Source organism: Halobiforma lacisalsi AJ5, from assembly GCF_000226975.2.
GTDB classification, from domain to species: Archaea; Halobacteriota; Halobacteria; order Halobacteriales; family Natrialbaceae; genus Natronobacterium; species Natronobacterium lacisalsi.
The window spans coordinates 2,471,038-2,483,812 of record NZ_CP019285.1; the positions used below are offsets into that span (position 1 = coordinate 2,471,038).

Here is a 12,775-nt window from a genome sequence, read left to right on the forward strand (position 1 = left end):
CACGCGACGCTACGTCGTCACGGCTTTCGACATCGCCAGTTAAAATCGATCCGGACGAGAACCGATCCTATCGGAACATCCCCCTGATGGGTTCGTCCTGTTCTTCCTGTGCTTGCTGTAGCTGTTGTGCGACCTGCTGTTTCTGGCGCTGAATCTCCTCGGCCTGTTCGCGAAGTTCGGTCGTATCGATGTCGAAGTCGACGAGGGGCTCGAGCGCCGTCTCGATCACGGACCGTGCCGCGGCCGGGTCCGGGAGCCGCGGATCCGCGCGGACGAGCAGCAGTACCGCTGGAACGTCCGCCTGATGACAGGCATTGACGAGCGCACCGGTCACACCGCTTACGGCACCGGACTCCGCCGCCAGTTCGATCCCGGCGTCCTCGAGTTCGGCCTTCAGTGCTTCCGTCGTTGCGACGCCGACGACATCTCCCTGTTGGTCCTCGGACTGCGCTGGCGCGGCCCCGAGGAAGATCGCGCGGCTGAAATCGTTCGCCAGTTCCTCGAGGACGCACTGGCGCAGATCGGGGAACGCGCTTTTCGGGATCGGAACGTCGCTTTGCAGTGTCATGATGTCCGGTTCCGTGCCGCCGTAGACGCGTACCGTATCCTGGACGAGCCCGTCAGTGAACGAGGCAACGGGCGGGAACTCGTCGGAGCGGATCGACCCGTACTTCTCGAGGCCGAGTTGATCGACGATCTGATCGACGGCGATCGACGCGACCAGTCCGTGGCCCGGCAACCCTTCGATCAGCGTCGGCGACTCCGCATCGAGGTCGGACGACCGGTGGAACAGTTCGGCGGATGGCTCTGGCATGGTCATCGTCGGTCTACACCGACCCGTCACATAGGCCTACGGGACGTTGCCGGACGCTGATTTCCCGGTCCCACCTTCCGGAGAAACAATCCGTCAGTCCCGATCGGACAACCGCGAGGAGAGTCGATCGAGACGCTCTTGGAGCCTCTTCCGACGGGAATCGGTTTCCTCGGGGCGGTATTCGATGTCACTGAGTTCGTCGCCCTCGAGCGTGACCGCAAAGACTGCGCCCTCGTGTCGTCCGTCCGCCGGCAGGCGGGTAACGTCGATGGTGAGTTGATCGACCGTTTCACCGTCCGCCTCGAGCAACAGCACCCCCGTCTCTCCGTCGACGATGCGGTCGAGGGTCGCAGTGTGGGTCTCGGTCATTATGCCGCTAGTGGTGCCGTGGGTACGTTAGTTGCGTGGGCGAGCCTCGCTTGGTCGTCTTCGTCTTCGTCTTCGTCTCCATCCTCGTCGTCCGGCTTCTCCTCGAGGAGATCGGCCGGATCGGCCGAGAACTCGCCTTCCGACTCGACCTCGTAGTCGGTGCCGTCGGTCGTCAGGACTACGTCACCGTGGACGCCGGTCCAGTAGGTCTCGACGTCGCGCTCGGCATACGCGGCGAGTACCTCGTCGTGAGGGTGGCCGTACTGTGAGTCGTAGCCGCTCGAGATGATCGCGATTTCGGGGGAGACCCGCTCGAGGAACGGCTCCGTCGACGACGTCGACGAACCGTGGTGTCCGGCCTGGTACACGTCCGCATCGAGGGTCGAACCGTGCTCGTCGACCATGCGCCGTTCGGCGTCGAACTCCGCGTCGCCGGTTGTCAGATACGTGAAATCCCCGAACTCGATCCTGAGCGTCACGCTGTTGGCGTGCAGGCCGTCCTCGGAGTCCTCCGACTCACCGGCCTGCGGGTTCAGGAGGTCGACGCGCGCGTCCCCGAACGCGAAGCTATCCCCGCTCTGGACGACCAGGAGTTCCACGTCGTGGTCCTCGATCGCGTCGAGATAGTTCTCGTACGTCCTGCTCGTGTGGGCGACCCCGGAGTCGTACGCCGTCCCGACACCGTCGCGCTCGGTTTCGAAGTGCTCGATGACTGCGGCGTGGCCGCCAATGTGGTCCGCGTGGCCGTGCGTGGCGACGAGGTGATCGATCCGGTCGATATCCCGGGCCTCCAGATACTCGATCACCTCGGACCCGTCCTGGCGCCAGTCGCCGGAGTCGATCAGCATCGTTTCGCCCGACGGCGCGACGAGAAGCGTCGCGTCGGCCTGTCCCACGTCGATGTGATGGATCTCCAACTCCCCGTCCATCGAGGCGTCACTACTGGTCCCGTCGTCTATCTCCGGCGCAGCGTCGCCCATCGGTCCGTATCCTCCACCCCCACATCCGGCGAGGACCAGCATCACCGCGAGCAAGGCGATCAAAGCCAGCCGTCTCATCGTCCCTCTAGTCCGGTTCCGTCCCAATGACCGTTGGGATCGGACGAGCCGATCGCGCGAGACGATCGTGGAATCCGACACCCCGACCACTTCAAACGGTCGCGACGACCGCGCAAGTCAACCGACGCGACGTCCACGTCATGGCCCATTCTGGGGGTACGAATCCTTCGAACTCGAGTCGATCCGTTCGATCACGGACGACCCCCGGGTACCATCAGGCTGTGTCGGACGGATTCTCGAAATCGTTTTCGTTTATGCGAGAGAACGACGTCCCCCCACATCGACAGCCATCTCGAGCACCGATCGGGAGAACTCTGTCGTCGGCCGTTATCGTCGCCGCAAATACCGTACCACAACTATCACAGGCCGCGAGAAAGTCCGACGTTTCCGTGTTCTCTTCCATCTGATAGTACTTCCAATTACGTTCTACTATTTGATTCTAATACACTCGTTCCCGTGTGAAACGGCCCTGCGGCACGTCTCGGTATGACCGAGGAGAGACCAGAAGCCCCACGAGTTCGATACTGTCCGGCGAGCCGTGATCGGACCGGGACCGACGGCTTATCCAGTAGTCGGCCACTGATCTCGACAGACACGGTGTTGGCAACTCCGCGGCGGACTCGAGTCCGGGTCCGGGTCCGGATCCGGATACGGTGTTGTGACCCGGTCTGGCCTCCGACCGGGACGACACAGACTGGATCGGACCGACGAGCATCGATCGGTCGACCACGGCACAGGACTTGCACTTTCGTGCCCGCGCACGTAATCACAATTTACTTTCGCACTCGAGGACGGTATCGGACCCGACCACGTCCCTAATGCTTGCTTGGTACTGCCTACCTTCGCCGATACAATTCAAGGGCCTTAAGTATGGGCGGCGGTTTCGGGTTAGTAGGAAGAAGATGAGGATTCCACCCCTGCGGTCCGCCGTACAGATGGGATCTGATGTTAGCCTTGACAGTTCGGTGACGCCCGATCGGTCCGCGATCGGTGTCATCGAACGTGGACCATAGCAAGTGTGAGTGCATTGCATTCACCGCCAACCTCCCCGCATTGCGGGGAAGAGCATTCCGGTTGATCCTGCCGGAGGCCATTGCTATTGGAGTCCGATTTAGCCATGCTAGTTGCACGGGTTCAGACCCGTAGCAGATAGCTCAGTAACACGTGGCCAAACTACCCTCTGGAGCGCAATAACCTCGGGAAACTGAGGCTAATGGCGCATACGGCTCGGCACCTGGAGTGGGCCGAGCTCGAAACGCTCCGGCGCCAGAGGATGTGGCTGCGGCCGATTAGGTAGACGGTGGGGTAACGGCCCACCGTGCCAGTAATCGGTACGGGTTGTGAGAGCAAGAGCCCGGAGACGGTATCTGAGACAAGATACCGGGCCCTACGGGGCGCAGCAGGCGCGAAACCTTTACACTGCACGCCAGTGCGATAAGGGGACTCCAAGTGCGAGGGCATATAGTCCTCGCTTTTCTGGACCGTAAGGTGGTCCAGGAATAAGTGCTGGGCAAGACCGGTGCCAGCCGCCGCGGTAATACCGGCAGCACGAGTGATGGCCGCTCTTATTGGGCCTAAAGCGTCCGTAGCTGGCCGATCAAGTCCGTCGGGAAATCCGCACGCCCAACGTGCGGGCGTCCGGTGGAAACTGATCGGCTTGGGACCGGAAGACCAGAGGGGTACGTCCGGGGTAGGAGTGAAATCCCGTAATCCTGGACGGACCACCGGTGGCGAAAGCGCCTCTGGAAGACGGATCCGACGGTGAGGGACGAAAGCTCGGGTCACGAACCGGATTAGATACCCGGGTAGTCCGAGCTGTAAACGATGTCTGCTAGGTGTGACACAGGCTACGAGCCTGTGTTGTGCCGTAGGGAAGCCGTGAAGCAGACCGCCTGGGAAGTACGTCCGCAAGGATGAAACTTAAAGGAATTGGCGGGGGAGCACTACAACCGGAGGAGCCTGCGGTTTAATTGGACTCAACGCCGGACATCTCACCAGCATCGACAGTAGCAATGAAGGTCAGCCTGATGAGCTTACTGGAGCTACTGAGAGGAGGTGCATGGCCGCCGTCAGCTCGTACCGTGAGGCGTCCTGTTAAGTCAGGCAACGAGCGAGACCCGCACTCCTAATTGCCAGCAACACCCTCGTGGTGGTTGGGTACATTAGGAGGACTGCCAGTGCCAAACTGGAGGAAGGAACGGGCAACGGTAGGTCAGTATGCCCCGAATGTGCTGGGCGACACGCGGGCTACAATGGCCGAGACAGTGGGATGCAACGCCGAGAGGCGACGCTAATCTCCGAAACTCGGTCGTAGTTCGGATTGCGGACTGAAACTCGTCCGCATGAAGCTGGATTCGGTAGTAATCGCCGTTCAGAAGACGGCGGTGAATACGTCCCTGCTCCTTGCACACACCGCCCGTCAAAGCACCCGAGTGGGGTCCGGATGAGGCCCGGTTTCCGGGTCGAATCTGGGCTCCGCAAGGGGGCTTAAGTCGTAACAAGGTAGCCGTAGGGGAATCTGCGGCTGGATCACCTCCACTGACCGGGACCAGGGCGACGCCCTGGCCCACCTTCGCTCCACGTTCGATCGCGCCACGCCGGGCCGATCGGGCACCTTTGAACTGTCAAGGCTAACACTTCGCACCCGCCGGCTCCGCCGGCGGGGTGGGCCCATAGCTCAGTGGGAGAGTGCCTCCTTTGCAAGGAGGATGCCCAGGGTTCGAATCCCTGTGGGTCCATGACTGGGAGAGATCGAAACCGTGCCCTTAAGTGGGAGACGGCGCAACGATCTGATCCCAACCGAAACCGATGCACCACCCCGCGCAAGCGCGGGTGGGAAGGGTTAATGCACGCTGCAGTCGACAGCGTTGCAGATGAGACCGTGTGTACGTGTAGTCCAGGCGTCCACTGGACCCGTTCCCGGGTCACTGGTTGCATTCGCAACCGATTCCAGATCCGACGAACGTGGCTACTGTGCCAGCTGGTGGATCGCTCGGCTTGAGAGCTGAAGAAGGACGTGCCAAGCTGCGAAAAGCCTGTGGGACCCGCACGGAGGGGAAGAACACAGGATTTCCGAATGGGAATCCCCACCGCAATTGCTTCGCGCAATGGGGAACGCCGAGAACTGAAACATCTCAGTATCGGCAGGAAAAGAAAACGTAACGTGATGTCGTTAGTAAGGGCGACTGAACGCGATCCAGTCCAAACCGAAGCCTTCGGGCAATGTGGTGTTCGGACTGACGATCACTCCGCGACCGTCTGCAGGAAGTCTCTTGGAACAGAGCACGACACAGGGTGACAGTCCCGTATTGCAGACCAGTATCGGACGAGTCAGCTCCAGAGTAGCGGGGATTGGAAATTCCTCGTGAATCTCCCAGGCATCGACTGGGAAGACTAAACACTCCTCAAGACCGATAGCGAACAAGTAGCGTGAGCGAACGCTGAAAAGCACCCCACGAAGGGAGGTGCAATAGGGCGTGAAATCAGTTGGCGATAGAGCGACGGGGCACACAAGGTCCCGATCAAAATGACCGTAGCGCGAGCTACCAGTAAGAAGATCGGGAAGCCGGTGTTCCGTCGTACGTTTTGAAAAACGAACCAGGGAGTGTACCTGTTTGGCGAGTCTAACCCGAGTATCGGGGCAGGCGTAGGGAAACCGACATGGCCGCAGCATTGCGAGGGCCGCCGTGTTCAAGCGCGGGGAGTCAAACGGGTACGACCCGAAACCGGATGATCTAGACATGGGCAAGGCGAAGCGTGCCGAAAGGCACGTGGAGGCCTGTTAGCGTTGGTGTCCTACAATACCCTCGCGTGACCTATGTCTAGGGGTGAAAGGCCCATCGAATCCGGAAACAGCTGGTTCCGACCGAAACATGTCGAAGCATGACCTCTGCCGAGGTAGTTCGTGGGGTAGAGCGACGGATTGGGGGACCGCACTCCGAGAGGAGTGCGCCCCCCTGTCCAACTCCGAACCTACGAACGCCGTTTGACGCAGGGAGTCCGGTGCACGGGGTAAGCCTGTGTACCGTGAGGGAGACAACCCAGAGCTGGGTTAAGGTCCCCAAGTGTGGACTAAGTGCGATCGAAGGTGGTCCCGAGCCCTAGACAGCCGGGAGGTGAGCTTAGAAGCAGCTACCCTCTAAGAAAAGCGTAACAGCTTACCGGCCGAGGTTCGGGGCGCCCAAAATGATCGGGGCTCAAGTCCACCACCGAGACCTAGCCGTACCCGTTACAGGGTAATCGCGTAGGTCGGCGTTCTGTTCGGGTGGAAGCACGGTCGAGAGATCGTGTGGACCGTTCAGTAACGAAAATCCTGGTCATAGTAGCAGCGTTAGTCGGGTTAGAACCCCGACGGCCGAACGAGTAAGGGTTCCTCAGCAATGCTGATCAGCTGAGGGTTAGCCGGTCCTAAGTCTCACCGTAAGTCGAGTGAGTCAACAGGGAAACAGGTTAATATTCCTGTGCCAGTGTGCACTCAAAGCTGACGCTTTGGGGCCGCCTGAGCTGGGCTTTCGCCCAGTCGAACCGTCGAAGTTCGTGGAAGCCGTAATGGCACGAAGCGAGCGAATGGCGGAATAGCGCAAGTCAGGTCAACCTAGAGCCCGTGAAAAGGCGAGCACACTGTCCGTACCGAGATCCGACACAGGTACTCGTGGCGGCGAAAGCCAAGGCCTGTCGGGATCAACCGACGTTAGGGAATTCGGCAAGTTAGTCCCGTACGTTCGCAATAAGGGATGCCTGCCACGCGAAGTGGCAGGTCGCAGTGACTCGGGCGCTCCAACTGTCTAGTAACAACATAGGTGACCGCAAATCCGCAAGGACTCGTACGGTCACTGAATCCTGCCCAGTGCGGGTATCTGAACACCCAGTACAATGGGACGAAGGACCCGTTAACGGCGGGGGTAACTATGACCCTCTTAAGGTAGCGTAGTACCTTGCCGCTTCAGTAGCGGCTTGCATGAATGGATCAATGAGAGCGCCACTGTCCCAACGTTGGGCCCGGTGAACTGTACGTTCCAGTGCGGAGTCTGGAGACCCCCAAGGGGAAGCGAAGACCCTATAGAGCTTTACTGCAGGCTGTCACTGAGACGTGGTCGCCATTGTGCAGCATAGGTAGGAGGCGGTACACAGGTACCCGCGCTAGCGGGCCACCGAGCCAGCATTGAAATACTACCCGATGGTGACTGCGACTCTCACTCCTGGCGGAGGACACTGGTAGCCGGGCAGTTTGACTGGGGCGGTACGCGCTTGAAAAGATATCGAGCGCGCCCCAAGATTTCCTCACCCGTGTCGGAGACGCGGGATAGAGCGCAAGAGCATACGGAAGTCTGACAGTGTCCGGCCCAACGACGGACGCTGACGCGAAAGCGTGGTCTAGCGAACCAATTAGGCTGCTTGATGCGGCCAATTGCTGACAGAAAAGCTACCTTAGGGATAACAGAGTCGTCACCCGCAAGAGCACATATCGACCGGGTGGCTTGCTACCTCGATGTCGGTTCCCTCCATCCTGCCCGTGCAGAAGCGGGCAAGGGTGAGGTTGTTCGCCTATTAAAGGAGGTCGTGAGCTGGGTTTAGACCGTCGTGAGACAGGTCGGCTGCTATCTATTGGGGGTGTTACGGTTCCTGACGGGAACGTGCGTATAGTACGAGAGGAACTACGCATGGGTGCCACTGGTGTACCGGTTGTTCGAGAGAGCACGTGCCGGGCAGCCACGCACCACGGGGTAAGAGCTGAACGCATCTAAGCTCGAAACCCACCTGGAAACGAGATACCGCCGAGATCTCTCCTAGAAGAGGAGTTCGATAGACTCGGGGTGTACGCGCCAAGGCAACGAGGCGTTGAGCCCGCGAGCACTAATCGATCGAGCCACACACTCATACTACATCGCATTGGATCCGTGACTCAGGAGCGGGTCCGGACGCAAACTGGACTACACGTACATTACGGTCATCACCGACGCTGGTGCATCATCAGCGGTTCGATTCCGCGAGTCGGCATTAAGGCGGCCAGAGCGGCGGGGTTCCTCCCGTACCCATCCCGAACACGGAAGATAAGCCCGCCTGCGTATCGGCAATTACTGGAGTGGGAGACCCTCTGGGAACGTCGATTCGCCGCCCCTATTCATATCAACCTTCCCGAGAGGGATCACGGTCACGTCGAAGCGGCACTGCCGCTTTGGCTTCCATTCATTCTATTTCCTACCGATCCTGGATTAGCGGCGGTTCGATTCCGCCGGTCGGAGTACGATACTGAGCAGCGCGGTTTTCCTGCGTATCTCGAGGCTCTAGTACAGTAGTACCGCTTTGTGCCTGCTCAACTACTGATTACTCGACGAATCTCAGAGGAGCGACAATCAGTCGGTCATGCAGATCAGGCGCCCGTCGACGAACCCGTTTCGACCCCGGTACCAAAGGACGTCGCTGCATCGGGTTCGGCATGGACGTTCGCCAGGTCGTACCGAACGATGCGATTCCGAGCGTCGACGAGCCCACGTTTGGGACGGATTACTACGAGGGCCTCGATGAGGACGTGATCGTCATCGAATCGACACTCTCGAAAACCTATCCGATGTCGATACTCGACAATCACGAATCGTCAACGATGTCCTCGAGGATGCCCGTAGCGAAGCGACAAGCGAGGGCGACGAGCCCACGGAGATCGATTACGGCGACGACCTGTACGCTCACTATCCCGAGAGCGACGGGTTCAGCCTCAGGACACATCGTGGAACGGAGCTGACGCGATCGTGGGAGCGGACGGGCCTGGACCCGAAGGCGGTCGTCCTCGGTCTCGAGGTCGACGACGAAGCGGTTGGGTTCCCGTTGTCTCGAGCACGCGAGGCGGGGGTATCGTTTCCGAAACGGTCGGTTCGCGGGACGTCGTGGTGTTCGCGACGGATGAGAGGAGACACGCGTTCGAGAACTCGTGATACGAGTTCGACTCGGTTGACGAGGATGATGGCGACCGTGGTGAGGAGGTCCGGGCCGATTCGACCGTGCGGGACGGTGCGACGGGTGAGTCGGCGGACGGCCGGCGGCTGATACGGCTGCCCGTGGGGCGACTCTTCGCGTCATCTGGCGGGACGATCACGGGCCAAAGGCGTTCTTCGATCCCTCGAAGGGTAAGTCCGCGGGTGGAGAGGGCGAGAGAGAAGGCTAACGCGATACCCGTGGGGTTCTCGAGCGATTCGGCGTCGATCGTTGTCGCTCTCCGGTAGCCCCGTGGGTTCGGTCTGTCGGGCAAACTCTCGCTCGAGGTGGCCGGAATAAATAAAAACCTAATACTGGTCCCGGAAATGGACGAGGTATGCTACACGCTCGCAATCCGATGCTGACGATCGACGTCGGTGACCGGACCACGAGTGAGACGGAGATCGAATCGATCCACCGCGAGTATCTCGGCGGGCGTGGCCTCGCGACGCGTCTCGCACACGAGCGGATTCCGTTCGACGTCGATCCGTTCGACCCGGCCAATCGGCTGTTTTTCACTACCGGGCCGATGCAGGCCTCTACGATGAGTTTTACCGGGCGCATGAACTGTACCGGCGTTTCACCCCTGACGGATGGGTTGCTCTCGAGCAACGCCGGCGGCTTCATGTCCCGGAACTTCACCGCGGCCGGGTACGGCGCGGTCGAAATCGCCGGCGCGAGCGACGAACTGCTGGTCATCCACGTTCGCGACGACGGCGTCACGTTCGAACCCGTCCCGGAACTCGAGGATGCGACGGTCTCCGGGACGTTGTCCTATCTCGAGGACGAACACGGCGTGACGTCGGACCAGACCGCTGTTATCGGCCCTGCCGGCGAGCGAGAGGTCCGGTTCGCGTCGATCATGACTTCCGAGGAGCGGGCGTTCGGCCGCGGTGGACTGGGCGCGGTGCTGGGGTCGAAGAACGTCAAGGCAGTCACCTTCGACGGGGACAGTGACATCGATCTCGCGGGCGAGATCTCGGCGACTCAGGGGGAGATCCATCGCGAAGCGGCGACCGACGACCACATCATGAAAGAGCAGGGAACGGTCGCGGTGATGGACCTCGCCAACGAGGTCGAGGGGCTGCCCTCCTACTACTTCTCCGAACAGCAGTTCGAAGGAGTCGAGGGGATCAACGGCGCGGCCGTTGCGGACAAGAAGTACAAGAAGGGGACCTGTTCGGCCTGTGCCTTCGCCTGTAAGCTCCCGACCAGGGACGAGGAGGCCGGCGTCGAAACCGAAGGGCCGGAGTTCGAGGTCGCGATGGCGTTCGGCTCGAACTCCGGAATCGACGACATCGTCGAGGTGATGAAGTCCAACAGGCTTTGCGACGAGTACGGGCTCGACGCCATCTCCGCCGGAAACACGGTCGCGGCCTACCTCGCGGCCGAGGACGAGTTCGGCAATGCCGACCTGATCCACGACCTCGTCGAGAAGATCGCCTACCGGGAGGGGGTCGGCGACGACCTCGCGGAGGGTATCGACCGGGTCCACGAAGACCTGGGCGTCGACAACTGGACGGTCAAGGGAATGGACTTCGCCGCCCACGAGGGCCGGGTACTGCACGGCCAGGGCCTGTCCTACGCGGTCGCCAACCGTGGTGCCGACCACATGTATGCCACCTTCTACTCGGTCGAGTACCCGCTCGTCCCTGAAGAGGACGCCCTCGAGCCGACCGGCACCCTGGGCAAGGCCGACCGACTCGTCCAGCGGGAGAACCTGATGGCGCTGAACGACTCCGGCGTCGTCTGTAAGTTCTCCCGGGACTACATGACCCCGGAACGGTACGAGCAACTGTTCGACGCCGACTTCGAGGAGTTGCTCGCGGTCGGCGCCCGGACCGTCACGCTCGAGCGGCACTTCAACAACCAGCGCGGGTTCGACCGCGCGGACGACGACCTGCCCTACGACCTCCCGGACTTCGAAGAAGCACTCGAGGAATACTACGACGTCCGCGGCTGGGACGACGGGGTCGTACCGGAGGACGCGGTTCCTTACGCGGGCGAAGCCTGATCGACGGGCTGGACCCGTCGCCTCACAAGCGGCGACTCCGGTAAGGAGAACGAAGTAGCTCCGGGCGAAACGCCAGCCTATGCCACGCGTTCGCGTACTGAGCACCGGCGGCACGATCGCATCGACGGGCGGGCCAGATGGCGCGACCCCCTCCAAGGGCGGCGACGAACTCGTCGCTGCCGTCCCCGAACTCGAGGGGATCGCGACCCTCGAGACGGAGTCGGTCTGCGACGAACTCAGTTTTCACCTGTCGTTCGAGAACGTCGCGTCCCTCGCTCGCGCGGTCGAACGGGCTGTCGAGGACGGCGTCGATGGCGTCGTCGTCACCCACGGGACCGACACGATGGAGGAGTCGGCGTACTACCTCGACCTGGCGGCCGACGCCGACCTGCCGGTCGTCTTTACCGGCGCGCAGCGGCCGGCGGACGCGGTGAGCGCCGACGGGGCCGGGAACCTCCTGCAGGCGGTCACCGTCGCCGCCGACGACCGGTTCACGGAGGGTGCCTACGTCGCCTTCGCCGACCTCGTCCACGCGGCCAGGTGGGTGACGAAAGCCCGCGCCGGACGGCCGGAGGGGTACGCCTCGCCCGCCGCTGGTCCCGTCGCGGAGGTCACGCCCGACGGCGTGGCCCTGCGGCGGGACCCACGTAGCGAGTCCGTCTCGCTCCCCGCGCTCGAGACCACGGCCCGGGTCGACCTGCTCCCCAGCGGGCTAGGCGTCGACGCGCGCCAACTCGAGCGAGCCCTCGAGGACGGCGTCGACGGCCTCGTGCTGGCGGCCAGCGGGATCGGGAACACGACGCCGGAGATCGGCGACGCGGTCGCGGACGCGGTCGATGGCGGCGTCCCGGTCGTCGTCGCGACGCGGTGTTACGACGGGGCCGTGGCCGCGCGGTACGGCGGGCCGGGAGGGAGTCGAACGCTTCGCGAGCACGGGGCGATACCGGCCGGCGACCTCCCACCCTGGAAGGCCCGGATCAAACTCGGCCTGGCGCTGTCGGCGTTCGACGACCTCGAGGCGGTCCGGGAGGCCTTCGATCGCCAGCGTGGCGTCGCGACGGTGTAACGACGAGGGAAGGGCGCGAGATTTAGTACTGGGGCGACGAACGGCCGCCATGGCATCGATCCCGGAGGACTTCCACGACCTGTTCGAAAAGAAGACGTTCGCGCACATCTCGACGTTGTTACCCGACGGTTCGCCCCACGTGACGCCGGTGTGGATCGACTACGACGCCGACGCCGGTCGGCTGCTGGTCAACACCGAGCGTGACCGCCGCAAGGAGAAAAACGTCCGGAACGACCCGCGGGTCGCCGTCAGCATGACCGATCCGGACGACCCCTACCGGATGCTGTCCGTGACGGGCGAGGCGGCCGAACTCACGACCGACGGCGCACGCGAACACATCGACGAACTCGCCCACCGCTATATGGGTGAGGAGTACCCGAACCCGATCGAAACGGAGCGAGTCATCATCTCGATCGAACCCGAACACGTCAGCGCGTTCGGCCCCGAGTGAACCGCCGCGCTTCGGGTCGGCCGACCTTGCGCGT

Annotated in this window: 6 protein-coding genes, 1 tRNA gene and 3 rRNA genes; 7 read left to right on the top strand and 3 right to left on the bottom strand. The window is 62.0% G+C overall.

Annotated elements, in window-relative coordinates; genetic code table 11:
- Positions 1-67: 67 nt before the first annotated feature.
- The 3 genes from CHINAEXTREME_RS11905 to CHINAEXTREME_RS11915 form a co-directional block, all read right to left on the bottom strand.
- Complete coding sequence (locus CHINAEXTREME_RS11905; RefSeq protein ID WP_007142757.1) at positions 68-814, bottom strand: proteasome assembly chaperone family protein; 747 nt, start codon at positions 812-814, stop codon at positions 68-70.
- 93 nt (positions 815-907) lie between these two features.
- The gene (locus tag CHINAEXTREME_RS11910; RefSeq protein ID WP_007142758.1) at positions 908-1,183 is read right to left on the bottom strand and encodes a DUF3006 domain-containing protein; all 276 of its coding nucleotides are present in this window, start codon (positions 1,181-1,183) and stop codon (positions 908-910) included.
- Positions 1,183-2,241 (bottom strand): ComEC/Rec2 family competence protein, encoded by a 1,059-nt coding sequence (locus CHINAEXTREME_RS11915; protein ID WP_029601621.1) that lies wholly within the window; start codon positions 2,239-2,241, stop codon positions 1,183-1,185. Before CHINAEXTREME_RS11915 ends, CHINAEXTREME_RS11910 begins: the two co-directional genes overlap by 1 nt.
- Before the next feature lie 1,067 nt (positions 2,242-3,308).
- On the opposite strand from CHINAEXTREME_RS11915, the gene CHINAEXTREME_RS11925 reads away from it, so the two are divergent.
- The 7 genes from CHINAEXTREME_RS11925 to CHINAEXTREME_RS11960 all read left to right on the top strand — a co-directional run bounded on the left by CHINAEXTREME_RS11925 (position 3,309) and on the right by CHINAEXTREME_RS11960 (position 12,741).
- Positions 3,309-4,779 (top strand): 16S ribosomal RNA (locus tag CHINAEXTREME_RS11925).
- Positions 4,780-4,907: 128 nt separating this feature from the next.
- Positions 4,908-4,979 (top strand) — tRNA-Ala (locus CHINAEXTREME_RS11930).
- 221 nt (positions 4,980-5,200) lie between these two features.
- A 23S ribosomal RNA gene (locus tag CHINAEXTREME_RS11935) occupies positions 5,201-8,116 on the top strand.
- Between the two features lie 123 nt (positions 8,117-8,239).
- Positions 8,240-8,361 (top strand): 5S ribosomal RNA (gene rrf / locus CHINAEXTREME_RS11940).
- The 16S, 23S and 5S rRNA genes sit together here with 1 tRNA gene alongside, the layout of an rRNA operon.
- Positions 8,362-9,547: 1,186 nt before the next feature.
- The gene (locus CHINAEXTREME_RS11950; RefSeq protein ID WP_010546728.1) at positions 9,548-11,224 is read left to right on the top strand and encodes an aldehyde ferredoxin oxidoreductase family protein; all 1,677 of its coding nucleotides are present in this window, start codon (positions 9,548-9,550) and stop codon (positions 11,222-11,224) included.
- Positions 11,225-11,303: 79 nt separating this feature from the next.
- Complete coding sequence (locus tag CHINAEXTREME_RS11955) at positions 11,304-12,290, top strand: asparaginase (RefSeq protein WP_007141572.1); 987 nt, start codon at positions 11,304-11,306, stop codon at positions 12,288-12,290.
- A 49-nt stretch (positions 12,291-12,339) separates the two neighbouring features.
- The gene (locus CHINAEXTREME_RS11960; RefSeq protein ID WP_007141573.1) at positions 12,340-12,741 is read left to right on the top strand and encodes a pyridoxamine 5'-phosphate oxidase family protein; all 402 of its coding nucleotides are present in this window, start codon (positions 12,340-12,342) and stop codon (positions 12,739-12,741) included.
- Positions 12,742-12,775 lie beyond the last annotated feature (34 nt).